The organism is Streptomyces sp. NPDC048001 (genome assembly GCF_043203115.1).
GTDB lineage: Bacteria > Actinomycetota > Actinomycetes > Streptomycetales > Streptomycetaceae > Streptomyces > Streptomyces sanyensis.
In genome coordinates this window covers 127,936-151,369 of record NZ_JBIDBN010000002.1, presented here as the reverse complement: position 1 = coordinate 151,369, position 23,434 = coordinate 127,936, and the positions used below count along the sequence as shown (strand labels likewise).

General features: G+C 71.9%; 22 protein-coding genes. 4 read left to right on the top strand and 18 right to left on the bottom strand.

Annotation, left to right across the window (positions count from 1 at the left end; genetic code table 11):
* Positions 1–116: 116 nt before the first annotated feature.
* The 3 genes from ACGF15_RS05000 to ACGF15_RS04990 form a co-directional block, all read right to left on the bottom strand.
* The gene (locus ACGF15_RS05000) at positions 117–2,558 is read right to left on the bottom strand and encodes an ATP-binding protein (protein ID WP_392796935.1); all 2,442 of its coding nucleotides are present in this window, start codon (positions 2,556–2,558) and stop codon (positions 117–119) included.
* A 363-nt stretch (positions 2,559–2,921) separates the two neighbouring features.
* Positions 2,922–3,245: an STAS domain-containing protein gene (locus ACGF15_RS04995; protein WP_256522967.1), complete on the bottom strand. Its 324-nt coding sequence runs from the start codon at positions 3,243–3,245 to the stop codon at positions 2,922–2,924.
* A 149-nt stretch (positions 3,246–3,394) separates the two neighbouring features.
* Positions 3,395–4,243 carry a 3-hydroxyacyl-CoA dehydrogenase family protein gene (locus tag ACGF15_RS04990; protein ID WP_345613148.1) on the bottom strand — a complete coding sequence of 283 codons (849 nt, stop codon included), beginning with the start codon at positions 4,241–4,243 and terminating at the stop codon, positions 3,395–3,397.
* 468 nt (positions 4,244–4,711) lie between these two features.
* Between ACGF15_RS04990 and ACGF15_RS04985 the strand changes: the two genes are divergently transcribed.
* On the top strand, positions 4,712–5,284 hold the full coding sequence (locus tag ACGF15_RS04985; RefSeq protein ID WP_345613146.1) for a cob(I)yrinic acid a,c-diamide adenosyltransferase: 573 nt from the start codon (positions 4,712–4,714) through the stop codon (positions 5,282–5,284).
* A 40-nt stretch (positions 5,285–5,324) separates the two neighbouring features.
* On the opposite strand, the gene ACGF15_RS04980 is transcribed toward ACGF15_RS04985, so the two are convergent.
* Positions 5,325–5,900, bottom strand: coding sequence for a hypothetical protein (locus ACGF15_RS04980; protein ID WP_345613144.1), 576 nt, complete (start codon positions 5,898–5,900; stop codon positions 5,325–5,327).
* Between the two features lie 150 nt (positions 5,901–6,050).
* On the opposite strand from ACGF15_RS04980, the gene ACGF15_RS04975 reads away from it, so the two are divergent.
* The 3 genes from ACGF15_RS04975 (at position 6,051) to ACGF15_RS04965 (ending at position 9,953) form a co-directional block, all read left to right on the top strand.
* The gene (locus ACGF15_RS04975) at positions 6,051–7,277 is read left to right on the top strand and encodes a histidine kinase (RefSeq protein WP_362606241.1); all 1,227 of its coding nucleotides are present in this window, start codon (positions 6,051–6,053) and stop codon (positions 7,275–7,277) included.
* Positions 7,274–7,957: a response regulator transcription factor gene (locus ACGF15_RS04970; protein WP_345613140.1), complete on the top strand. Its 684-nt coding sequence runs from the start codon at positions 7,274–7,276 to the stop codon at positions 7,955–7,957. Before ACGF15_RS04975 ends, ACGF15_RS04970 begins: the two co-directional genes overlap by 4 nt.
* A 235-nt stretch (positions 7,958–8,192) precedes the next feature.
* Entirely contained in the window at positions 8,193–9,953 is a 1,761-nt protein-coding gene (locus ACGF15_RS04965; RefSeq protein ID WP_392797051.1) for a glycosyl hydrolase family 18 protein, read from the top strand.
* Between the two features lie 369 nt (positions 9,954–10,322).
* Here the strand turns inward: ACGF15_RS04965 and ACGF15_RS04960 are convergent, their stop codons facing one another.
* From ACGF15_RS04960 to ACGF15_RS04895, 14 genes are all read right to left on the bottom strand, one after another.
* Positions 10,323–10,769, bottom strand: coding sequence for a DUF2550 domain-containing protein (locus tag ACGF15_RS04960; protein ID WP_392796934.1), 447 nt, complete (start codon positions 10,767–10,769; stop codon positions 10,323–10,325).
* Between the two features lie 150 nt (positions 10,770–10,919).
* On the bottom strand, positions 10,920–11,294 hold the full coding sequence (locus ACGF15_RS04955) for a F0F1 ATP synthase subunit epsilon (protein WP_256522974.1): 375 nt from the start codon (positions 11,292–11,294) through the stop codon (positions 10,920–10,922).
* 193 nt (positions 11,295–11,487) lie between these two features.
* Complete coding sequence (gene atpD, locus ACGF15_RS04950) at positions 11,488–12,942, bottom strand: F0F1 ATP synthase subunit beta (protein WP_345613136.1); 1,455 nt, start codon at positions 12,940–12,942, stop codon at positions 11,488–11,490.
* 1 nt (position 12,943) lies between these two features.
* A complete protein-coding gene (locus ACGF15_RS04945) occupies positions 12,944–13,861 on the bottom strand; it encodes a F0F1 ATP synthase subunit gamma (protein ID WP_345613134.1) in 918 nt (305 codons plus the stop codon).
* A 20-nt stretch (positions 13,862–13,881) separates the two neighbouring features.
* Positions 13,882–15,480: a F0F1 ATP synthase subunit alpha gene (gene atpA / locus ACGF15_RS04940; RefSeq protein ID WP_256522977.1), complete on the bottom strand. Its 1,599-nt coding sequence runs from the start codon at positions 15,478–15,480 to the stop codon at positions 13,882–13,884.
* 137 nt (positions 15,481–15,617) lie between these two features.
* Positions 15,618–16,433: a F0F1 ATP synthase subunit delta gene (locus ACGF15_RS04935; protein WP_345613131.1), complete on the bottom strand. Its 816-nt coding sequence runs from the start codon at positions 16,431–16,433 to the stop codon at positions 15,618–15,620.
* A complete protein-coding gene (locus ACGF15_RS04930; protein ID WP_256522979.1) occupies positions 16,430–16,966 on the bottom strand; it encodes a F0F1 ATP synthase subunit B in 537 nt (178 codons plus the stop codon). Before ACGF15_RS04930 ends, ACGF15_RS04935 begins: the two co-directional genes overlap by 4 nt.
* 37 nt (positions 16,967–17,003) lie before the next feature.
* Complete coding sequence (locus tag ACGF15_RS04925; protein WP_046776171.1) at positions 17,004–17,231, bottom strand: ATP synthase subunit C; 228 nt, start codon at positions 17,229–17,231, stop codon at positions 17,004–17,006.
* 71 nt (positions 17,232–17,302) lie between these two features.
* Complete coding sequence (gene atpB / locus ACGF15_RS04920) at positions 17,303–18,124, bottom strand: F0F1 ATP synthase subunit A (RefSeq protein ID WP_362606229.1); 822 nt, start codon at positions 18,122–18,124, stop codon at positions 17,303–17,305.
* A 225-nt stretch (positions 18,125–18,349) separates the two neighbouring features.
* The gene (locus ACGF15_RS04915; protein WP_360647639.1) at positions 18,350–18,787 is read right to left on the bottom strand and encodes a hypothetical protein; all 438 of its coding nucleotides are present in this window, start codon (positions 18,785–18,787) and stop codon (positions 18,350–18,352) included.
* 515 nt (positions 18,788–19,302) lie between these two features.
* A complete protein-coding gene (locus ACGF15_RS04910) occupies positions 19,303–19,632 on the bottom strand; it encodes a hypothetical protein (RefSeq protein WP_362606225.1) in 330 nt (109 codons plus the stop codon).
* Positions 19,633–19,890: 258 nt separating this feature from the next.
* Positions 19,891–21,219, bottom strand: a complete 1,329-nt coding sequence (locus ACGF15_RS04905) for an MraY family glycosyltransferase (protein WP_392796933.1) — start codon at positions 21,217–21,219, stop codon at positions 19,891–19,893.
* Positions 21,220–21,321: 102 nt separating this feature from the next.
* Entirely contained in the window at positions 21,322–22,632 is a 1,311-nt protein-coding gene (glyA, locus tag ACGF15_RS04900) for a serine hydroxymethyltransferase (protein ID WP_362606219.1), read from the bottom strand.
* 145 nt (positions 22,633–22,777) lie between these two features.
* Positions 22,778–23,428, bottom strand: coding sequence for a protein-tyrosine-phosphatase (locus tag ACGF15_RS04895; protein ID WP_345613118.1), 651 nt, complete (start codon positions 23,426–23,428; stop codon positions 22,778–22,780).
* Positions 23,429–23,434 lie beyond the last annotated feature (6 nt).

Below are 23,434 nucleotides of genomic sequence, written 5' to 3'. Positions count from 1 at the left end.
TCCCACCGCAGCTGCCGCGGGAGCGGTCCGGCGTCGCGTCGTGCCGGCGGGCGTCGGCGGCGTCGTGCCGGCATCGCGCCGTGCCGGCTCCGGGGAGGCCCGGGGCCGACCGGGTCTCAGAGGACGGAGGCGGAGGAGCTGCCCGAGGGGGCGGGGCCCCCGGCGGAGGCGTCGCCCCCGCCGTCGCCCCCGCCGTCCGTGGGTTCGGTGGTCGGCGCGGACGTCGTGCCGGTGGGCGTCGGCGGCGTCGTGCCGGGGGTGGAGGAGGTCGGTGCCGAGGGGGAGCCCGGGCTCTCGCTGGTCGGAGGCTTCGGGCTCGACGGGCTCGACGTCCTCGTCGAGGGGCCCCCGGGACGGGTGCTCGCGGTGGACGGGCCCGTGGTCACGGGCCGGGGTGCCGCGGGTACGGAAACGACCGGAGCGGGTGTCGCGGACGGCGAGGGCGAGGCGGACGGCGAGGCGTCCTCGTCCTTCGGGGCGTCGGAGGTCTCGGACACCGCGTCCTGCGGTTCCCAGCCGTCTCCGGTGCCGCCCGGGTCCTGGTCGGTGGACTGCCCGTGCCGGACGCTGTCGGTGGGGACCTCCGTGCCGTCCGAGGCGGCGCCGAGGGTCACCACGGTGCCGAGGACGCCCGCGAGCAGCACGCCCGCGCCCGCGGCGACGAGGTTGCGGCGGGCGCCGCCGAGCAGCGCCAGGCGCCCGGCCGGCTTGCGGCCTCCGTCGGGCGGTTCCGGCGCCTGCCGCGGGGCGCCCCCGGATATCGCCGCGGACGGCGCGGCCGGGCTCGTGGGGAGGATCGCCGTGGGCCCGGTGCCCGGCGCCGCCCCCGGTCCCGCGGGCAGCGCCGCGGGGGTCCCGCGCGGCGGGGACAGCGGCCCGGCGCGCAGGGCGAGGGGTTCGGTGACCGGGGCCAGGCCCACGGAGCGGTCCTCGACGAGGGCCAGGGCGCGGCGCCCGGCCACCGTGCCGCTCTTGTCGGCCAGCGCACCGCGCATGCCGATGGACGCCTCCAACTCCGCCCGGGCCCGCGAGAGATTGCCGGTGCAGAGCGCGAGAACGCCCAACTCGTGGTGGAAGTAGGCCTCCTCGGCGACCTCCCCGCTGATCCTGGCCGCCTCGGAGCCGATGCGCAGCGTCCGCTCCCAGGCGCTCCAGTGCAGGCCGGCGGCGAAGGCCGGTGCCGCACTGCGGGCGAGCAGCACGGCGGTTCCGGCATGGCCCGGGTCCTGCCCGGGCACCAGCGCGCCCAGTGCCGCGGTGAGGGCGTCCACCTCGGCGACGGCCCGCTCGGAGGTCACGGACGGGTGTCCGGCCCACCAGGAGTAGTGCCGGGCGGCGGTGTGCGCGCAGTCGGCCGCGTCCTCGTCGTAGTCGCGCTCGCGGAGCTGGGCGAGCACGCCCGCGGCCAGCCGGTAGCGCGGTCCGGCCGGGGAGAGCAGCCCGCAGCGCATCAGCTCGCCGAGCGCCGCGTCCGCATGGGTGTCGCCGACCAGGGCCGGCAGGTGGGCCTGGTGGGGCACCTCTCCCCCCAGGGCGACGGCGAGCCGCAGCGTCTGCCGCGCGGACTCGCTCAGCCGGGAGGCGAGCAGCGGGGCGGGTGCCGCGGCCTCGCCCAGCGACGGCAGGGGCACCTCCCGGCCCTGCGGGGCGTCGAACGCGGCGAACTCCTCCTGCGCCTCGGGGTCTCCGCGCAGTTCGTCGCACTGGCGCAGCAGGGCACCGGCCTGGAGGAAGCGCAGCGGCAGCCCCTCCGACTCGAACCACAGATCGCCGGCCCAGTTGGCCTCCTCCTCGGTGAGTTCGCGTCCGACGACCTCGCGGAGCAGGTCCAGCGAGGTGGCCCGGTCGAGCCCGGTGAGGGCGACCTCCTCCAGCGGCGCGTCGGCCGTGGGCTCGGGCGTCTGCGGTGTGGCGGCGAGCAGGAAGGCGCACTCGGGCGCGGCGTCGAGCAGTTCGTCCAGCGCGGCACCGCCGATGTCGAGGTCGTCGAGGAGGACGACGGCCCCGATGTCCCGGACGAACCCGGCGAGGGCGTTGCGGTCGGGCCGCCGGCCCGGGGAGTCGTAGACGGTGGCGTACAGGTCGTGGAGGAGGTCTCCCGCGGTGCGGTGGAGGCCGTTGAGGCGGACCACCCCGTCGGGGGCGAGCGTCCCGCAGCGGGCGGCGACGGCGTCCAGCAGCGCGGTGCGGCCCGAGCCCGGGGCTCCGGTGAGGCGGACCGAGCGCCCCTGGGAGAGCAGCCGGACCAGGCGGTCGCGGGTCTCGTCGCGGTCCAGCAGGGGCGGCTGCGGGGCCCCGGGCCCGGGCGGGACCGGCGGCCGCGCGGCCCGCGCGCGCTCCTCGCGCCCGGCGGCGGTACGCCGGGTCGGCCGCGGGGGCTGCGCGCCGGGCGGGCAGGGCTCCACCTCGCTGCCGTCGAGCGGGTTGACGGTGAGCAGCAGGTCGCCCGTGGTCACCGTGGCGGTGCGGACCGGCCCCGGCGAAGACGCGGCGGGCCCCAGGACGTCGCGCGGTGGCCGCTTGGGGCCCTCGGCGTCACCGAAGCTGTCGTTGTCCATGCTGAAAGCCCCCAGATGCGGTTGCCTGGCCTCGCTCCGCCAGGATCGCCGTCCTGGGGCCCGAGCCGCGTGCGGTGTGCCCTCCCGGCCTCTCTGCACGCCCGCCGTCGCTTCGGTCCGGTGCCCGCCTGAAGGGTGTTCGCAAGGGCGGGCGTTCGAACCCTAGACGTTCGGCGGGACATGCGGAACCGTCGGGTCCCCGCAGGGTGCGGGACGTGACCTTCTCGGAAGGTTTGCGGCCCTCGTACCCTTCGCACCGGCCGGCACACCTCGTACCGCTCCGCTTGCTGCGCGGCGGCGCCGGGGAAACGGAGCGGGGCGGGACGGGCCGGTTCGGACCCGTCCCGCCCCGAGGGCGGGTCCTCAGACCCGGGGAAGCGATTCGGCGGCCAGGCCGCCCTCGATGGCGAGGATGCGGTGCAGCCGGGTCGCGACGAGGAGCCGCTGCATCTGCGGGGGGACTCCGCGCAGCACCAGGCGGCGGCCGCACCGGCCGGCCCGCCGATGGGCGCCCATGATGACCCCGAGTCCGGTGGCGTCCCAGGAGTCGAGCTGCGTCAGGTCGAGCACCAGGTCGCCGACGCCGTCGTCGACGGCCGAGTGCAGGACCGTACGGGCGTCCGCCGCGCTGCGGACGTCGAGGCGGCCCCCGACGACCAGCTCGGCGTGGTCGCCCCTGATGTGCATATGCGCTCCCCGAGAACTCGTGAATGCCCCGTGTCCGTCACTTCTCCGTCTTGCAACAACTGACTGCCGTCCATGCGGCGGGGTTGCTGCTTGTAAGCGAACCGATACCCAATTCACCCGCGCGAGGGATGCCGCATCGGTCGGTACGGTCAGTGCTTGTAGAAGCCCTGCCCGCTCTTGCGGCCGATGTCACCGGCGTCCACCATCCGGCGCATCAGCTCCGGCGGCGCGAACTTCTCGTCCTGCGACTCGGTGTAGATGTTGCCCGTGGCGTGCAGCAGGATGTCGACGCCGGTCAGGTCGGCCGTGGCCAGCGGGCCCATCGCGTGGCCGAAGCCCAGCTTGCAGGCGATGTCGATGTCCTCGGCCGTCGCGACGCCCGATTCGTACAGCTTCGCGGCCTCCACGACCAGTGCCGAGATCAGGCGGGTGGTGACGAACCCGGCGACGTCGCGGTTGACGACGATGCAGGTCTTGCCGACGGACTCGGCGAACTCCCGTGCCGTGGCGAGCGTTTCGTCGCTGGTCTTGTAGCCGCGGACCAGTTCGCAGAGCTGCATCATCGGCACGGGCGAGAAGAAGTGGGTGCCGACCACGCGCTCCGGGCGCTCGGTCACCGCGGCGATCTTGGTGATCGGGATGGCGGAGGTGTTGGAGGCCAGGACGGCGTCCGGGCGCACGACCTTGTCCAGGCTGCGGAAGATCTCGTGCTTGACCTCCAGCTTCTCGAACACGGCCTCCACCACGATGTCGGCGTCGGCGACCGCGTCGAGGTCGGTGGTGGTCGTGATGCGCGCCAACGCGGCCTCGGCGTCGGCAGCTTCGAGCTTGCCCTTGGCGACGAACCGGTCGTAGGAGGACCGGATGCCGTCGCGGCCGCGGGTCAGTGCCTCGTCGGTGACATCGCGCAGCACCACGTCCCAGCCGGCCTGGGCCGAGACCTGTGCGATTCCGGACCCCATGAGTCCGGCCCCGATGACGGCGAGCTTCCTGGCCACTGCGGCACCCCTTAACAGCTGTTTACATGTGGACTCTCTGCCGGAGGTTAGCGTCCGTGAGGGCCGCTGTGACCACCAAGAGACGCGCGTCACGTCCCACATGGCGGACATCACACCCACGGCCGGGCGGCGGTGGCCGACAAGGGCCCAGACGGCCCCGTCCGGCCCCTGGGACGGGCCCCGCGGGCGCGGCGCGGGCGGGCCCGCGCGCCCCCCGCCGGGTCCGGTGCGACCGGTGCCCCGCCGGGCCCGCGCGCCCCCAGCCCGGTGCGGGAGCGCGGGGCGCTCCGGGGGAGCGCCGCCCTCCCGGTGGACGGGGCCCCGGCCGCCGGCGGGCCGCCCCCGCCGGGCGCAGGACCGCCCCTCGTACCCGGCGGACCCGAGGGGACCGCCGGCGGTGCGGCGCGGTGCCGCGGCCGCCGCCGGGCGCCCCGCCGGGGCCCGTGCGGCAGCCCTTAGGCTGGCCGCATGGTCAATCTGACGCGCATCTACACCCGCACCGGCGACCAGGGCACCACCGCCCTCGGCGACATGAGCCGCACCGCGAAGACCGATCCGCGGATCGCCGCCTACGCGGACGCCAACGAGGCCAACGCGGCCATCGGCACCGCCATCGCGCTCGGGAAGCTGGACGAGGAGGTCGTCAAGGTCCTCGTCCGGGTGCAGAACGACCTCTTCGACGTGGGCGCCGACCTGTGCACCCCGGTGGTCCCGGACCCGGAGTACCCGCCGCTGAGGGTCGAGCAGGCGTACGTGGACAAGCTGGAGGCGGACTGCGACCGGTTCCTGGAGGGCCTGGAGAAGCTGCGCAGCTTCATCCTGCCCGGCGGGTCGCCGGGCGCTGCCCTGCTGCACCAGGCGTGCACGGTGGTGCGGCGGGCGGAGCGCTCGACCTGGGCAGCGCTGGAGGGGCACGGGGAGACGATGAACCCGCTGACGGCCACCTATCTGAACCGGCTGTCCGACCTTCTGTTCATCCTGGCCAGGACCGCGAACAAGGAGGTCGGCGACGTGCTGTGGGTCCCCGGCGGGGAGCGCTGACCCCGGCCCGGCACCGCCCGCGGCCGGACCGCCGCGGGCCTCAGTTCCGCTCGGCGCCCACCGGGTCCTCGCGCTCGGCCGCCGCGGGTGCCCTGCGCGGGAAGACCGCGTAGGACAGGGCGATCACCCCGTGTATGCCGGCCACCTTCCAGGCGGTCCCCATCCAGCCCAGCAGCGGCCCGGTCCGGGAGGGGTCGTCCACGTACCGGACGGCGGCGAGCAGCAGGCCGCTGGCCACGGCGGCGCCCAGCGCGGTACCGAGCCAGACGCGTCCCTCGTGCCGGGCGCGGGCCATCCCGTGGCGGGGCGGGGGCTCGGGCGGCGGGGCCCCGCCGAAGCGGTGCGCGGCATGCCCGTCGAGCCACTTCACCGTGCGGTGGCCGTGGCCCACGGTGTAGCCGATGTAGAGGGCGGCCAGCCCGTGCTCCCAGCCGGGCTCCGCACCGCCCTTGAGGTCGACGGCGGTGGCCACGAGCAGGACGACCTCCAGCAGGGGCTCGCACAGCAGCAGCGCGGCTCCGGTGCGCGGCATCCGCAGTAAGTAGCGGGCGGCCAGCCCCGCCGCCAGCAGCACCCAGAAGCCGACCTCGCAGGCGACGATCAACGTGACGATCACGACGGCGCTCCTTTCCGTGCCCCAGCCTCACACGCGGAGGCCGCCCGCGTCCTCGTCGGAAGGGACGAGACGGCCCTGCATCCTTCGACCCACCCCGATGTCCCCCCGCACGCGGACGCGGGCGAGGGCGGCGCCGTGTTGGATGGGCCCGTGAGTCTCCCCCGCCCCCACCGCGACGACGTGACGATCGCGGCCATCTGGCTGTCCGTGGGCCTGGTGCTGTGGTTCCTCGGCCTCCACGCACGGCCCGCCGGACCTGCGCTCCTCGGGCCCGCCTACATGCTGGTCCCCCTGGTGGTGACGGCCGGCCTGGAACTGGTGCGCCGGGCGCTGCCGCACACCGCGCTGCTGGCCGGGACCATCGCCCTGGCGGCCGACCAGCTGACCCCGGGCAGCATCGCCACCGTGGTGATGTTCGCCGACCTCGTGTACGCGGCCGTCGTCTACGGCACACCCGCCGCCGCCCGCCGCATCCCGGTGATCTCGGGGATGATCACGATCGGCGCGTTCGTGGGCTTCCTGGCGTGGCTGCAGGAGCCCGCCGCGCTGCTTCTGGGCATGGTCACGGCGCTGGTGGTGTTCGCGCCCGCCACCAGCGGCGCGGTGGTGCGCAACCACCGCGAGGCGGCCGACGCCGCCCGGCTGCGGGCCGAGCAGACCGCGCTGCTCGCCGAGATGGACCGGGTGCAGGCGGTCACCGCGGAGCGGGCCCGGATGGCCCGGGAGCTGCACGACGTGGTGGCCAACCACCTGTCGGCCATCGCGATCCACTCCACGGCGGCGCTCTCCCTCGACGACGGCGCGACCACCCGCAGGGCCCTCGGCGTCATCCGGGAGAACAGCGTCGAGGGGCTGGCGGAGATGCGGCGGCTGATCGGACTGCTCCGCGACAGCGGGGCGGGCGGGGCCGAGCCCGCGGCGACTCCGACACTCGCGGGACTCCGCTCCCTGGTGGCGCAGGCCCGGGTGAACGGGACGCCGAACGGCCTGTCCTTCGAGCTCCGGCAGGCCGACGACCCGGGGCGGAGGCTGCCCGCGCCCGTGGAACTGGCGGCCTACCGCATCGTGCAGGAGTCCCTGACCAACGCCCTCAAGCACGCGGCCCCCGGACCGGTCCAGGTCTCGGTCGCGAGCGGGGAACGGGCCCTGACGGTGACGGTGACCAGCCCCTTCGGCCCCCGCCCGGAGCCGCGGGCCCCGGGCTCGCGCGCGGGGCTGGTGGGCATGGAGGAGCGGGTGGCGCTGCTCGACGGAGACTTCCGGGCGGGGCCCGAGGAGGCACCCGGGGCGGGCGCGGACGGCGGACCGGGGAGAATCTGGCAGGTACGGGCGGTCCTGCCCGTGCGCGGCGACGACAGGGAGCCCTCGGCAGCATGACGGATCGGGCAGGGACGGGCGGGGCGCCCGGGCGGCGTGTGCGGGTGCTGGTCGCCGAGGACCAGAGCGCGGTGCGGGCCGGGCTGGTGCTCATCCTCGGCAGCGCGGCCGATCTGGAGGTCGTCGGGGAGGCCGCGGACGGCGAGGAGGCGGTGCGCCTCGCACGGGAGCTGCGGCCGGACGTGGTGCTCATGGACGTGCAGATGCCCCGGCTGGACGGGGTGTCGGCGACGCGGGAGGTCGTGGCGGAGCAGCTGTCCGACGTGCTGGTGCTGACCACCTTCGATCTGGACGCCTATGTGTTCGGCGCGCTGCGCGCGGGTGCCGCCGGGTTCCTGCTGAAGAACGCCGAGGCGCACGAACTCGTCGAGGCGGTGCGGACGGTGGCGCGCGGGGAGGGCCTGATCGCCCCCGCGGTGACCCGGCGGCTGATCGCGGAGTTCGCCGCGCCCCGCACCCCGGCGCCCGGCTCCCCGGGCCCCGCGGTCCTCGACGCCCTGACGCCCCGGGAGCGCGAGGTGCTGTCCTGGCTCGGCCGGGGGCTGTCCAACGCGGAGATCGCCGGACGGCTGTCGCTGGCCGAGGGGACGGTGAAGACCCACGTCAGCCGGGTGCTGGCGAAGCTGGAGCTGCGCAGCCGCGTCCAAGCGGCGGTTCTCGCACAGGAGTTGGGCGTCTGACGGAGGGCGGCGACTTTGGTCTGGACCTATTGACGATTGGTCCAGACCACCCTACTCTCGCCGAGCACGCTGCGGTGAGCCACGCAGCGGTGTGCACGGACCAACCCCGATCTGTCCGCACACGACTCGAGGAGATTCCTTGAGCACTCAGGCGACTCAAGCCCCCCGCAGGAAAAGACGATTCACCTCCCGGGCCACCGCCGCAGTCAGCGCACTGGCCCTTCCCCTGGCCGCCATGATCGGCCTGGCCTCCCCCGCGGAGGCGGCCACCTCGGCCACCGCCACGTACACCAAGACCTCCGACTGGGGCTCCGGCTTCGGCGGCAGCTGGACGGTGAAGAACACCGGCACCACGACCATCAACACGTGGACCGTCGAGTGGGACTTCCCCTCCGGCACCAAGGTCACCTCGGCATGGGACGCCACCGTCACCAACTCCGGCAACCACTGGACGGCCAAGAACGTCGGCTGGAACGGCACCCTCGCCCCCGGGGCGTCCGTCTCCTTCGGCTTCAACGGCAGCGGCAGCGGCGACCCGTCCAACTGCAAGCTCAACGGCGCCTCCTGCGACGGCGGCTCCGTCCCGGGTGACAACCCGCCCTCCGCTCCGGGCACCCCCACCGCCTCGGACATCACCAACACCTCGGTGAAGCTCAGCTGGGGCGCGGCCACCGACGACAACGGCGTCAAGAACTACGACGTCCTGCGCGACGGCGCCAAGGTCGCCACGGTCACCGGCACCAGCTACACCAACACCGGGCTGACCGCCGGCACCGACTACTCCTACGCCGTCCAGGCCCGCGACACCGCGGACCAGACCGGACCGGCCAGCGGCTCGGTCGCCGTGCGCACCACCGGCCGGGACGGCGAGCCGCCCGTCGGCGACAAGATCAAGCTCGGCTACTTCACCAACTGGGGCGTCTACGGGCGCAACTACCACGTGAAGAACCTGGTCACCTCCGGCTCCGCCCAGAAGATCACGCACATCAACTACGCCTTCGGCAACGTCCAGGGCGGCAAGTGCACGATCGGCGACGCCTACGCCGACTACGACAAGGCCTACACGGCCGCCCAGTCGGTCGACGGCGTGGCGGACACCTGGGACCAGCCGCTGCGCGGCAACTTCAACCAGCTGCGCAAGCTGAAGGCCCAGTACCCGCACATCAAGGTGCTGTGGTCGTTCGGCGGCTGGACCTGGTCCGGCGGCTTCGGCCAGGCCGTGCAGAACCCGGCCGCCTTCGCGCAGTCCTGCTACGACCTGGTGGAGGACCCGCGCTGGGCCGACGTCTTCGACGGCATCGACCTGGACTGGGAGTACCCGAACGCCTGCGGCCTGTCCTGCGACACCAGCGGCCCGGCCGCCTTCACCAACATGATGCAGGCCATGCGCGCCAAGTTCGGCCCGAACAACCTGGTCACGGCCGCCGTCACGGCGGACGCCTCCTCCGGCGGCAAGATCGACGCCGCGGACTACGGCCCGGCCGCCCAGTACATCGACTGGTACAACGTCATGACGTACGACTTCTTCGGCGCCTGGGCGAAGAACGGCCCGACGGCCCCGCACTCGCCGCTGACCTCGTACGCGGGCATCCCGCAGTCCGGCTTCAACTCGGCCGAGGCGATCGCCAAGTTCAAGGCGAAGGGCGTCCCGGCGAAGAAGCTGCTGCTCGGCATCGGCTTCTACGGCCGCGGCTGGACCGGCGTGACCCAGGCCGCCCCGGGCGGCACCGCGACCGGGCCCGCCACGGGCACCTACGAGCAGGGCATCGAGGACTACAAGGTCCTCAAGAACAGCTGCCCGGCCACCGGCACCATCGCCGGCACCGCCTACGCCCACTGCGGCACCAACTGGTGGAGCTACGACACCCCGGCCACCGTCACCTCCAAGATGGGCTGGGCGAACAACCAGGGGCTCGGTGGAGCCTTCTTCTGGGAGTTCAGCGGCGACACCTCCAACGGTGAGCTGGTGAGCGCCATCAACAGCGGGCTCGGATAACCGGTCCGTACACACACGCGGGGCCCGGGAGAGTGGGTGACTCTCCCGGGCCCCGCCCCGTGTCCGGCCCCGGGGGCCGGGCGGCAGCTCCCCCGAGCGGCCCGCCACCCGGTCGGCGCCGCCCCGAGGCGGCGGCGCAGGGGCCGCCCCCACTCCCCCGCCGCGGAGCCGAACCGCCCCTCCGTCACCCTGCCCCCCGCAGCCCCGCCGCCCGCCACGCCCCGGGCGGACGGACGGACCGGGCGGACAGACGGGCCGGCGGCGAGCCTCACGTCTTGCTGGTGACGCGCGGGTGGACGGGGCCCGGCACCAACGGCGAGGGGCCCCTTCCCGGTGCGGTACCGGGAAGGGGCCCCTCGGGGAAACCCGTCAGGCGACGTTCACCCGCTGGCCGGGCGGCGCCGCCTCCAGCCAGGCCAGGAACCCGGTCAGGGCGTCCTCGCTCATCGCCAGCTCCAGACGCGTCCCGCGGTGCAGGCAGACCAGCACCACCGCGTCGGACAGCAGCGCCAGCTCCTCCTGGCTGTCCGGCGCCCGGCGCGCCAGGACCTCGATCGCCGCACGCTCCAGCATCCGCCGGGGGCGGGGGGCGTAGGAGAAGACGCGGAACCACTCCACCCGGTCGCCGTTGTAGCGGGCCACACCGTAGACCCAGCCCTTGCTGCTGCCGTCGCCGTCCTCGGGGACGTTCCAGCGCAGGCTGCAGTCGAAGGTCCCGCCGGAGCGCTGGATCACCCGACGGCGCAGACCGAAGACCAACAGCGCGACCACCACCAGCAGGACGACCAGGCCGCTCACAAGAAGAGCGAGGAACATCTCCACCGACCTCCTCGCCTCGTCCCGTTCACGAATACCTGCACCTGCATCGCCTCAGCCGCGACACGCTCCGGAGTGACTCCGGACCGGGCCGCGGCTGAGGGAAAAACTGATCGGCGGTGTCCGCCGGCCGCCTCCTTGCGAAGGGACCTAGCCGACCGCCACCGCACGAAGCCGGACGTCTGCGCGACGCTCGGCGGACGCGTCCGCCGCGGACTTCGCCCGCTCCAGCGCACGCTCGGCGCGCTGGACGTCGATCTCGTCCGCCAGCTCGGCGATCTCCGCCAGCAGCGACAGCTTGTCGTCGGCGAAGGAGATGAAACCGCCGTGCACGGCCGCGACCACGGTCTGGCCCTCACTCGTACGGATGGTCACCGGGCCCGACTCCAGCACACCCAGCAGCGGCTGGTGACCGGGCATGACGCCGATGTCGCCGGAGGTGGTGCGCGCGACCACCAGCGTGGCCTCTCCGGACCAGACACTGCGGTCCGCGGCGACCAGCTCGACGTGCAGCTCAGCAGCCAAGGTTGGCTCCTCGGGTCACCACCCGGCGGTAGTGCCGGGTGTTGGGTCATAAGTCTAGTAGGGCGCGGGGCGCCGAAGCGCCCCGGCCCGCCCCGGCCCAGGGCCGGGATGTCGGAGGTCACCCTCCGATGCCGCCGGAAGACGGCGTGGGGAAGGGGGCGGGACGGATCCCGCCCCCTTCCCGGGCCACGACTCAGGAGACGCCGAGCTCCTTGGCGTTCTTCTTGAGGTCCTCGAGGCCACCGCACATGAAGAAGGCCTGCTCGGGGAAGTGGTCGTACTCACCGTCGCAGATCGAGTTGAACGCGGCGATCGACTCGTCGAGCGGCACGTCCGAACCGTCCACACCGGTGAACTGCTTGGCGGCGTGGGTGTTCTGCGACAGGAAGCGCTCGACACGACGGGCACGGTGGACGACCAGCTTGTCCTCCTCGCCCAGCTCGTCGATACCGAGGATCGCGATGATGTCCTGGAGGTCCTTGTACTTCTGCAGGATCCCCTTGACGCGCATCGCGGCCTCGTAGTGGTCCTGCGCGATGTAGCGCGGGTCCAGGATGCGGGACGTCGAGTCCAGCGGGTCCACCGCCGGGTAGATGCCCTTCTCGGAGATCGGACGGGAGAGCACCGTCGTCGCGTCGAGGTGGGCGAAGGTGGTGGCCGGCGCCGGGTCGGTCAGGTCGTCCGCGGGGACGTAGATCGCCTGCATCGAGGTGATCGAGTGACCGCGGGTCGAGGTGATGCGCTCCTGCAGCAGACCCATCTCGTCCGCCAGGTTCGGCTGGTAACCCACCGCGGACGGCATGCGGCCGAGCAGGGTGGACACCTCGGAACCGGCCTGGGTGAACCGGAAGATGTTGTCGATGAAGAAGAGCACGTCCTGCTTCTGCACATCGCGGAAGTACTCCGCCATGGTCAGACCGGCCAGGGCGACGCGCAGACGGGTGCCCGGGGGCTCGTCCATCTGACCGAAGACCAGCGCCGTCTTGTCGAGGACGCCGGACTCCTCCATCTCCGCGATGAGGTCGTTGCCCTCACGGGTGCGCTCACCCACGCCCGCGAAGACGGAGACGCCCTCGTGGAGGTTGGCGACACGCATGATCATTTCCTGGATCAGCACGGTCTTGCCGACACCGGCACCACCGAACAGACCGATCTTTCCACCCTTGACGTACGGGGTGAGGAGGTCGACGACCTTCAGGCCGGTCTCGAACATCTCGGTCTTGGACTCGAGCTGGTCGAAGGCCGGGGCCTGGCGGTGGATCGCCCAGCGCTCGCCGACGTTGGCGTTCTCCTCGGGGTGGTTCAGCACCTCGCCGAGGGTGTTGAACACCTTGCCCTTGGTGAAGTCGCCGACCGGGACGGTGATGCCCGCGCCCGTGTCGGTCACCGGGGCCTGGCGGACCAGGCCGTCGGTGGGCTGCATCGAGATGGTGCGGACGATGCCGTCACCGAGGTGCTGCGCGACCTCCAGGGTCAGCGTCTTCCGGGCGCCGTCCTCGGCGGGGTCGTCGACCTCGACGTGAAGGGCGTTGTAGATGTCGGGCATCGCGTCGACGGGGAACTCCACGTCGACGACCGGGCCGATGACCCGGGCGACACGGCCCGTGGCCGTGCTGCCCGGGGTGGCCGTCTCAACAGAGGCAGTCATGTTACTTGTCACTCCCCGCGGTCGCGTCGGCCAGGGCTGCGGAGCCACCGACGATCTCGCTGATTTCCTGGGTGATGTCGGCCTGGCGGGCCGCGTTGGCAAGTCGGGTGAGGTTGGTGATCAGGTCACCCGCGTTGTCGGTGGCCGACTTCATCGCCCGACGGCGGGCCGCGTGCTCGGAGGCTGCGGCCTGCAGAAGGGCGTTGTAGATACGGCTCTCGACGTAGCGCGGCAGAAGGGCGTCCAGGACGTCCTCCGCCGACGGCTCGAAGTCGAACAGCGGAAGGATCTCGCTCTTCCCGCCGGTCTCCTCCTTCGCCTTCTCGAGGCTGAGCGGCAGCATCCGGTTGTCGACGGGCGTCTGCGTCATCATCGACACGAACTCCGTGAAGACGATGTGCAGCTCGTCGACGCCACCCTCGGCCGTGTCCTTGCGGACGGCCTCGATGAGGGGGGCGGCCACCTTCTTGGCGTCCGCGTACTCGGGGCTGTCGGTGAAGCCGGTCCACGAGTCCGCGACCTTGCGCTCGCGGAAACCGAAGTAGGCGACACCCTTGCGGCCGACGATGAAGGTGTCGACCTCCTTGCCCTCACCGCGCAGCCGCTCGGTGAGCCGCTCCGCGGCCTTGATGGCGTTGGCGGAGTAGCCGCCGGCCAGACCGCGGTCGCTCGTGACGAGCAGGACCGCGGCGCGGGCCGGGGCCTCGGCCTCGGTCGTCAGCGGGTGCTTGGTGTTCGACCCGGTCGCCACCGCCGTGACCGCGCGGGTCAGCTCGGCCGCGTACGGCGCGGAGGCCGCCACCTTGCGCTGCGCCTTGACGATGCGCGAGGCGGCGATCATCTCCATCGCCTTGGTGATCTTCTTCGTCGCGGTGACGGACCGGATGCGACGCTTGTAGACCCGGAGCTGCGCTCCCATGAGTCAGGTCCCTTCCGTCGTCACTTGGAGACGTCGACGGCCGCCGGGGCGTCCTCGCCGAGCAGCTTGCCGTCCGCGGTCTCGAACTGCTTCTTGAAGTCGGCGATCGAGTCCGCGACCTTCGTCAGCGTGTCGTCCGACATCTTGCCGCCCTCGCGGATGGAGGACAGCAGACCGCTCTCCTCGCGCCGCAGGTACTCCAGCAGCTCCTTCTCGAAGCGGCGGATGTCCTGGACCGGGACGTCGTCCATCTTGCCGGTGGTACCGGCCCAGACGGAGACGACCTGCTCCTCGGTCGGCATCGGCTGGTACTGCGCCTGCTTCAGCAGCTCGACCATGCGCTTGCCGCGCTCCAGCGAGGCCTTGGAGGCCGCGTCCAGGTCGGAACCGAAGGCGGCGAAGGCCTCCAGCTCGCGGTACTGGGCGAGGTCCACGCGCAGACGGCCGGAGACCTGGCGGATGGCCTTGTGCTGGGCCGAACCACCGACGCGGGAGACCGAGATACCGACGTTCAGGGCCGGGCGCTGACCGGCGTTGAACAGGTCGGACTCCAGGAAGCACTGGCCGTCGGTGATGGAGATGACGTTGGTCGGGATGAACGCCGACACGTCGTTCGCCTTGGTCTCGACGATGGGCAGACCCGTCATCGAACCGGCGCCCATGTCGTCGGAGAGCTTGGCGCAGCGCTCCAGCAGACGCGAGTGCAGGTAGAAGACGTCACCCGGGTAGGCCTCACGACCCGGCGGGCGGCGCAGCAGCAGGGACACGGCACGGTAGGCGTCGGCCTGCTTCGACAGGTCGTCGAAGATGATCAGGACGTGCTTGCCCTCGTACATCCACTGCTGGCCGATGGCCGAGCCGGTGTAGGGGGCGAGGTACTTGAAGCCGGCCGGGTCGGACGCCGGGGCGGCGACGATGGTCGTGTACTCCAGCGCACCGGCCTCCTCCAGCGCGCCGCGCACGGACGCGATGGTGGAGCCCTTCTGGCCGACGGCGACGTAGATGCAGCGGACCTGCTTCGACGGGTCGCCGGTACGCCAGTTGTCGCGCTGGTTGATGATCGTGTCGACGGCCAGGGCGGTCTTGCCCGTCTGGCGGTCGCCGATGATCAGCTGGCGCTGGCCGCGGCCGATCGGGGTCATCGCGTCGACGGCCTTGTAGCCCGTCTCCATGGGCTCGTGCACCGACTTGCGCTGCATGACCGTGGGGGCCTGCAGCTCAAGGGCGCGGCGGCCCGAGGTCTCGATCTCGCCGAGGCCGTCGATCGCGTTGCCGAGCGGGTCGACGACGCGGCCGAGGTAGCCCTCGCCGACGGCCACGGACAGGACCTCGCCGGTACGGGTGACCGACTGACCCTCCTCGATGCCGCTGAACTCACCGAGGACGATGGCACCGATCTCGCGCTCCTCGAGGTTGAGGGCGAGGCCGAGGGTGCCGTCCTCGAACTTCAGCAGCTCGTTCGCCATGGCGGAGGGAAGACCCTCCACCTTCGCGATACCGTCACCGGCCAGGCTGACCGTGCCGACCTCCTCGCGCGAGGCCGCGTCCGGCTGGTACGACTGGACAAAGTTCTCCAGCGCGTCCCGGATCTCCTCCGGCCGGATCGTGAGCTCCGCCATCTGGGTTCCCTGCTCTCCTTGTTGGGCCCGAAGTTTCTTTGGGGGTCTGGGGGCGACCCCCAGGAATCTTCTGCAAATCTCTGCACGACCCAACCGGGCCGCTGGTGATGCTTGTGCTGTTGTGCTGCCGACCGGGGTCAGCCGGCGATGCGGCGCTTGGCCTCGTCGATCCGGTCCGCGACCGTGCCGTTGATGACCTCGTCGCCGACCCGCACCGAGATACCGCCGAGGACCTCGGGGTCCACCTCCAGGTTGAGGTGCATCTCCCGGCCGTAGAGCCGGGCGAGGCCCGCACCGAGGCGCTGCTTCTGCGCTTCGGTCAGCGGCACCGCGGAGGTGACGACGGCGACCATGCGGTCCCGGCGCTCCGCGGCCAGCTTGGACAGCGAGTCGAGTCCCGCCTCCAGGCTACGTCCCCGCGGGTGCGTGACGAGACGGACGACCAGCCGCTCGGTGACCTTCTCCACCTTGCTGCCGAGCAGCTCGCCGACCAGGTCGCCCTTGGCGGCGGCCGTGGCGGCGCGGTCGGTCAGCGCCGAACGCAGCTCGGTGCTGGTGGAGAGGATGCGCCCGAAGCGGAAGAGCTCGTCCTCCACGTTGTCGAGACGCCCGGTCTTCTGCGCTGCGGTGAGCTCGGCGGAGGCCGCCAGCTCCTCCAGCGCATCGACCAGGTCGCGCGACTGCGACCAGCGGGCGCGGACCATGCCCTTGATCAGGTCGACGGTCTGACCGCCGACCTGCCCGTCGAGCACGCGCCCGGCCAGCTCGGCCTTGGCCTCGCCGGCCTGCGCCGGGTCGGTGAGGACCCGACGCAGCGACACCTCACGGTCGAGCAGCGCGGTGACGGCTGCCAGCTCGCCGGCGAGCTTCGCCGCGTCGGCCGACGTGGAGTCGGTCAGCGCGTCGAGGGACTCGTGTGCGGCGGCCAGCGCCTCGCGGCTGGCTCCGTTCATCGTGCGGCCTCGGCCTTCGCGTCGAGCTCGTCGAGGAACCGGTCGATGGTGCGGCTCTGGCGGGCGTGGTCCTCCAGGGACTCACCCACCAGCTTGCCGGCCAGGTCGGTGGCGAGCTTGCCCACGTCCTGGCGCAGCGCCGAGGCCGCGGCCTTGCGGTCGGCCTCGATCTGGGCGTGGCCGGCCGCGATGATCTCCTCACGCTGCCGCTGGCCTTCCGCCTTCATCTCGGCGATGATCGCGGTGCCCTGCTCGGTCGCCTCCTGGCGCAGCCGGGCGGCCTCGTGCCGGGCCTCGGCGAGCTGGGCCTTGTACTGCTCCAGGACGCTTTCGGCTTCGGTCTTGGCCGCATCGGCCTTCTCGATACCGCCCTCGATGGCCTCGCGGCGCTCGTCCAGAACCTTGTTGATGTTCGGGAGGAGCTTCTTGGCCAGGAAACCGAAGACGATGAGGAAGGCGATCAGGCCGATGACGAGCTCGGGAATCGGCGGAATCAGCGGATTCTCGGCCGCGAGCTGAACCAAGGGGTCCACATCAGTGCCTTTCGTCGGGACGGTTGGTCGCAGTTCGTCAGGCGTAGACGAACGGCATGACCAGACCGATGAGGGCGAGCGCCTCACAGAAGGCGAAGCCGAGGATCTGGTTGGCGCGGATCAGACCGGCAGCCTCGGGCTGACGGGCCAGGGCCTGCGTGCCGTTGCCGAAGATGATGCCGACGCCGACACCGGGGCCGATGGCCGCGAGACCGTAGCCGACGGAGCTGAGGGAACCGGTGACAGCAGCGAGGGTCTGGGACATGCCAGTGCTTCCTTCTCTTTACGGACCGGTGGGGGTTGGCCACCGGACGACTGTGGTTTCAGCGAGGGGGCTCAGTGGTGCTCGGCGAGCGCGCCCTGGATGTAGGTGCAGGTCAGGAGGACGAAGACGTACGCCTGGACCGCCTGGATGAAGAGCTCGAAGGCCGTCATCACGATGACCATGACGAACGAGACGCCGGCGTAGGCGATGCCGATGCCGTTCAGCAGGTACCAGCTGGCGATCGTGAAGAGCAGCAGCAGGGTGTGGCCCGCGAACATGTTCGCGAAGAGTCGCACGGCGTGCGTGAAGGGACGGACCAGCAGGTTCGAGAAGAGCTCGATGAACGCGGCCAGGTAGGCCACCGGACCGAGCGACTTGTCGAAGCCGGTGAAGTTCTTGAACGCACCTGCGAAGCCGTGCCGCTTGAACGTCAGGGAGACCCAGGTGACGTAGACGAGCAGTGCCAGCACGGCGGGATAGGCGATGATCGACGTGACCGGGAACTGTGCCACCGGAATGATCGACCAGAGGTTCATCATCCAGACGAAGAAGAACAGCGCCACGACGAAGGGCACGTACTTCTCACCGTCGCGCTTGCCGATCGTCTCGTAGACCACCCCGCGACGGATGAAGTCGTAGCCGGTCTCGGCGACCATCTGCAGCTTGCCCGGCACCACCTTCGGGTTGCGGAACGCAGCCCAGAAGAAGCCGACGATGATGATCGACCCGAGCAGGGCCAGCAGCATCGTCTTGTTGAAGTACAGATTGCTGTCCCCGTCGCCCCAGAGCGGCTCGAACAGGAACGAGTGCAAGCCCGGAGCCGGAAAGCCACAACCGTCGAAGATGTGGCAGTCGGTCTCGAAGGCGAGCACCTGCGTCGGGTCAGCACTCACCGCGGGCTCCTTCAGCGTGGCGCATAGGTACGGCAACCTCGTTGTGTCGGCGCGGCGCGGAGCCGCGGGTCGGCACTGGACTGGTACTACGAATGGTGGGGCGGCAGTAGGGCATCAAGCCTCGCGAATAGGCAGGCGTCAGCTCAGATGCCCGCGCCCGCGATGCCGCAGTTGGCACCGGACGATAGCAGGATCCCGAACGGGCACTTATACCGGCCCTACCCCTCACGACGAGTGCCCCTTGTCTCCGGGCTTGTCACCTGCGGAGGACTCGGGTTCGACGTAGAGGATCTTGGCCTTCATGTGCGCTCGGGTCTGGGCGGCGATCCAGACGAGCGTGAGCACGACCAGCGTGATCGCGAACGCCTTGGGGTTGAACAGCGTGGTGTCCTTGAACACCGCGACGAAGACGAAGAGCAGCAGCAACTGGGCCGTGTAGAGCATCAGCCCCATGGCCTGGAAGATCTGCGGCAGCGACTTGGCCACCCGCTGGAGCACGTACAGGCCGATCCCCATGAAGACGATCACCACGCCTGTGGCGACCAAGGCGCCCACGGCCCCCTTGCCGCCCGCGACCACCGCGCTCACGACGGCGGCGACGGCGCCGGCGGCAGCGGTGGGCACGGCGGCGTGCAGGAGATTGCGTGCGTCATTGGACGGCATGGCGGTGGCTCCGCTTTGCTGGGGGGCAGTGAATCAGGGTCGTCGAGGACGAGCCTAAACCGGTTCCGAAAGGGGTCTCGGCGGCCAACGGACTGTCGCACTACGGTCCTTCGGCGCTGTCTCCGGGTCTCGTGAACGGTATCACAAACTATTTGATGAGGTCTTTACCCGTACGTGTGCCAACTCTCACACATGAGAGTGACACTGCGCGTGTGTGCGCGCCGGGATGGGTTTTTGCCTGGTAATGCGCCGATGCCTCCTCCCGCGCGAAGCACCCCCACACCGCGAACGTCACCTGGCGTACTGCTCCTGCACGCTCAACGTCCATGCAGCGCACCCCGTCACGCACCCCCGTGGCGGTCTCCCGCTCCGCCTCGCTCCCCCGCCGCCGCACGACGGCCGCGCAACGTGCCCGGGGAGCCGTGCGGCCCTCGCCCCGCCCGACCGCCGGGCCCACGTGGGACGGGCCCCGACGCGGCATGCGTCGGGGCCCGTCCACCGGGGCGCCTACCCGTTCAGCAGGCGACGTTCTTGATTCCCGTGCCCTTCGTCCACAGCGTGCCGCCGTAGCGGAAGGACTCCTTCTTCTTCGCGCCGATGGCGAACAGCGGGTCCTTGCGGGCCGCGACCGTCACGGTGAAGCACACCTTGCGTGCGCAGGTGTTCTCCACGTCGACCATCCTGTTGAAGCGCTTGCTGTACCAGCGCTTCACCTTCACGCAGTCCGCCTGAGCGGCCACCGCGGCCTCCTGGGACGCCCCGGCCGCCATCGCGGCCGGGGCGTACGTCCCGGCCGAGCCGAGAAGGGCCACCACGGCGAACGCCGTTGCCACTGCCTTGCGCATGTGTTTCCCCCTGAAACGAGCAGAGTCGGCTGAGCGGGAACCTGGTCAGGGCCCCCGCTATGGACACCGAGCAATCTAGACCGCCCGCGCCGTGACGCTCAGTGACCGCGGCAGGGAGTGGGGAAGAACGGCTGAAGATCATCCGGGAACGGCACCGTCCGGTTCACGCCCCCGGGGAAGCTCCCGCCGCACGGCCGACCCGCCGTGCGGAATTGGCCGAACTGCAAAAAGAGTGAGACCGGTTACGCCGGTTTTCGGTCAGCCGCCGGTTCCCGCCCGGTCCTCCTCGTACAGCCGCCGCGCGCCCACCGCCGTCGCCCCGTTCATACCGCTGACGCCCACACCGACGGCAACCGGCTCCTCGACCGGGGCGGAGGTGCCGTCGGCGGCGGGCGGCGGTACCGGGTGCCGCCCGCGCACGCGGCGCCGGTAGCGGGGCGGGACGAAGGACTCCGCCCAGCGCGGGGCCCTCGGGCGGAACCGCGGCAGCAGCAGGAGCACCAGGCCCACCGCGCTCAGGACCACGATCACCGGGACGATCCACATCGAGTCGGCGTGCACCGAGTAGAGCACCGCGCCGAAGGCGATCAGGCCGGACCAGAAGTACATGATCAGCACGGCCCGGCTGTGCGAGTGGCCGATCTGGAGCAGGCGGTGGTGCAGGTGCCCCCGGTCCGCCGCGAACGGCGACTGGCCCTTCCATGTGCGCCGGACGATCGCCAGCACCAGGTCGGCGATCGGGATCGCGATGATGGTCAGCGGGAAGATGATCGGCATGTAGACCGGCACCATGGCGTGCACCGCGTCCCGTTCCGAGCCCACGCTGTAGGCGATCCGGTCGGGGTCCACGCGCCCGGTGATGGAGATGGCCCCGGCGGCCAGCACCAGGCCGATCAGCATGGACCCGGAGTCCCCCATGAAGATCCTGGCGGGGTGCATGTTGTGCGGCAGGAAGCCCAGGCACATGCCGACCAGCACGGCCGCGAAGAGGGAGGCGGGAGCGGCGGCCTCGATCCCGTACCCGACCCACATGCGGTAGGCGTAGAGGAAGAACGCCGCCGAGGTGATGCAGACCATGCCCGCGGCGAGCCCGTCCAGGCCGTCCACGAAGTTGACCGCGTTGATGGTGATGACGACCAGGGCGACGGTCAGCAGGTTCCCCTGCCAGGCGGTGAGCGAGACCGTGCCCACGCCGGGCACCGGAATCCACAGGATCGTCAGCCCCTGCGCGACCATCACGCCCGCGGCGATCATCTGCCCGCCGAGCTTGATCAGGGCGTCGATCTCGAACTTGTCGTCCAGCACGCCGATCAGCCAGATCAGGGCCGCACCGGAGAGCAGCGCCCGGGGCTCGCTCGACAAGGCGAAGACGTCGTCCATGTTGACCAGGTGGTCCGCCACGAGCAGACCCGCGCACAGGCCGCCGAACATGGCGATGCCGCCGAGTCGCGGTGTCGGTTCCCGGTGCACGTCCCGCGCCCGGATCGCCGGCATCGCGCCGGCTGCGATGGCGAACTTCCGCACCGGTCCGGTCAGCAGGTAAGTCACCGCTACCGTGACACAGAGCGTCAGCAGGTACTCGCGCACTGAATCCCCATGTGTTGGACGACGCGCCGATCCACACCTTAGGACATACGACGGGCCACGACGGCCGACGGTTGCACGGCCGTCCCGCGCGCGTCCGTACCGTCACTCCCCGTGACGCTCGATGGCCGCCGGCGGGTAGGGCGGGAAGGCCGCCGCCATCTCCGCCACCTGCTCGCGCACCCGGTCCTCCTCGCGGAGCGCCGCCGCGAAGAGGGAGGCGATCCGGGCCATCTCGGGGCGGCCCATGCCCTGGGTGGTGACCGCCGCGGTGCCGAGCCGGATGCCGCGGCCGTCCCCGTAGGGCAGCGCGCAGGTGTCGAGCACGATGCCCGCGGCGGCCAGGCGGCTGCGGGCCGTCCGGCCGTCGACGCCCAGGGCCGCCGGGTCGGCGCCGACGATATGGGTGTCGGTGCCGCCCGTGAGCACGGCCAGCCCCTCCGCCTCCAGTCCCTCCGCCAGCTCCCGGGCGTTGGCGACGACCTGGTGCGCGTAGGCGGTGAACGCGGGCGTCGCCGCCTCGCCGAAGGCCACGGCCTTGGCGGCGATGGTGTGCATCTGGGCACCGCCCTGGGTGAAGGGGAACACCGCCCGGTCGATCCGGTCGGCCAGCTCCGCCCCGCACAGCAGCATCCCGCCGCGCGGCCCGCGCAGCACCTTGTGGGTGGTCGCGCAGACCACGTCGGCGTACGGCACCGGGTTCGGTGCGGCACCGCCGGCGACCAGCCCGATGGGGTGCGCGGCGTCCGCGATCAGATAGGCGCCCACCTCGTCGGCGACCTCCCGGAAGGCCGCGTAGTCCGGGTGGCGGGGGTAGGAGATCGAGCCGCAGACGATCGCCTTCGGGCGGTGCTGCCGGGCCAGCCGGCGCAGCTGCCCGTAGTCGATGAGGCCCGTCTCCGGGTCGATCCCGTAGCCGACGAAGTCGAACCAGCGTCCGGAGAAGTTGGCGGGCGAGCCGTGGGTCAGATGGCCTCCGAAGTGCAGGCCCAGTGCCAGGACGGTGTCGCCGGGCCGCAGCAGCGCCGCGTAGGCCGCGAGGACCGCCGAGGATCCGGAGTGGGGCTGGACGTTCGCGTGCTCGCAGCCGAAGAGGGCGGTGGCGCGCTCCGTCGCGAGGCGCTCGGCGGCGTCGACCAGCTCGCAGCCGCCGTGGTGGCGGGCGCCCGGGTAGCCCTCGGCGTACTTGTTGGCGAGCGGGGAGCCGAGGGCGGCGAGCACCGCGGGCGAGGTGAAGTTCTCGGCGGCGATGAGCTGGAGCCCGCCCGCCTGCCGCTGGGATTCCGCGAGGAGGATGTCGGCGGCCTGCGGGTCCTGGCGGCGCAGCGCCGCGAAGGCCGGGTCGTCGTGGAGGACGGCGGGTGCGAGGGGGACGGGTGCGAGGGGGACGGGACGCACTTCGGAGGATGCGGACATGACGGCTCCGTGCCTCGGAGGGGAGCGGCGGCACCTCCAATGTAGGACCGTGCCACGCCGCGTGCGCGCCCTGTACCGCCGCCTTCCGTCCCCGTCGGCCCGCCGTGCCGTCCCGCGGGGCGGTACCGCCGCCCCACGGGGCCGGTCAGCGCCGGGTGGGGACCCCGGTGAGGGCCGTGACCACCGGGTCCAGCGCCTGGTGGATCTCCTCCCCGATGGAGCGGAAGAAGGTGATCGGCGCCCCGTACGGGTCGAAGACCTCGTCCGCGTCGGGGCTCGGCGCGAGCAGCCAGCCACGCAGGGCGGCCGCGGCGTGCACCAGGGCCCGGGCCCGCTCCACGACGCCCTCCTGCCGCGGGTCCGGGAGGGTGGCCGGGTCTATGGCCCGGACCAGGCGGGTGAACTCCTTGAGCGTGAAGGTCCGCAGCCCGGCCGAGTGGCCCATGGAGATGACCTGGGCGCGGTGGTCCCGGGTCGCGGTGAGCACCAGGTCGGCGCGGATGACGTGCTCGTCGAGCAGCTCCCGGCCCACGAAGCCGCTGGCGTCCGCACCGAAGTCCGCGAGGACCGTCTCCGCGTTCGCCTCCATGGGCGCGCCCTCGTGGCCCCAGGTACCGGCGCTCTCCACGACCAGGCCGCCGGAGAGCGGGTCGCCCAGCCGGTCGCAGAGGGCATGGCGGGTCAGCCGCTCGGTGATGGGCGAGCGGCAGACGTTGCCGGTGCTGACGTGGAGGATGCGGAAGGCCGGTACGGGGCCCGCGGTGTCCGCTATGCCACGCCCCTCGGCGGCGGTCACCGCGGC

Coding starts and splice junctions, on each gene's coding strand:
- atpA (WP_256522977.1), bottom strand. CDS start 15,480: ATGGCGGAGCTCACGATCCGGCCGGAGGAGATCCGGGACGCGCTGGAG.
- ACGF15_RS04925 (WP_046776171.1), bottom strand. CDS start 17,231: ATGTCCCAGACCCTCGCTGCTGTCACCGGTTCCCTCAGCTCCGTCGGC.
- ACGF15_RS04995 (WP_256522967.1), bottom strand. CDS start 3,245: ATGCACATCAGGGGCGACCACGCCGAGCTGGTCGTCGGGGGCCGCCTC.
- ACGF15_RS04965 (WP_392797051.1), top strand. CDS start 8,193: ATGATCGGCCTGGCCTCCCCCGCGGAGGCGGCCACCTCGGCCACCGCC.
- ACGF15_RS04915 (WP_360647639.1), bottom strand. CDS start 18,787: ATGCCGTCCAATGACGCACGCAATCTCCTGCACGCCGCCGTGCCCACC.
- ACGF15_RS04985 (WP_345613146.1), top strand. CDS start 4,712: ATGGTCAATCTGACGCGCATCTACACCCGCACCGGCGACCAGGGCACC.
- ACGF15_RS04945 (WP_345613134.1), bottom strand. CDS start 13,861: ATGGGAGCGCAGCTCCGGGTCTACAAGCGTCGCATCCGGTCCGTCACC.
- ACGF15_RS05000 (WP_392796935.1), bottom strand. CDS start 2,558: ATGGACAACGACAGCTTCGGTGACGCCGAGGGCCCCAAGCGGCCACCG.
- ACGF15_RS04960 (WP_392796934.1), bottom strand. CDS start 10,769: ATGTTCCTCGCTCTTCTTGTGAGCGGCCTGGTCGTCCTGCTGGTGGTG.
- glyA (WP_362606219.1), bottom strand. CDS start 22,632: ATGTCCGCATCCTCCGAAGTGCGTCCCGTCCCCCTCGCACCCGTCCCC.
- atpD (WP_345613136.1), bottom strand. CDS start 12,942: ATGACTGCCTCTGTTGAGACGGCCACCCCGGGCAGCACGGCCACGGGC.
- ACGF15_RS04970 (WP_345613140.1), top strand. CDS start 7,274: ATGACGGATCGGGCAGGGACGGGCGGGGCGCCCGGGCGGCGTGTGCGG.
- ACGF15_RS04910 (WP_362606225.1), bottom strand. CDS start 19,632: ATGCGCAAGGCAGTGGCAACGGCGTTCGCCGTGGTGGCCCTTCTCGGC.
- ACGF15_RS04935 (WP_345613131.1), bottom strand. CDS start 16,433: ATGAACGGAGCCAGCCGCGAGGCGCTGGCCGCCGCACACGAGTCCCTC.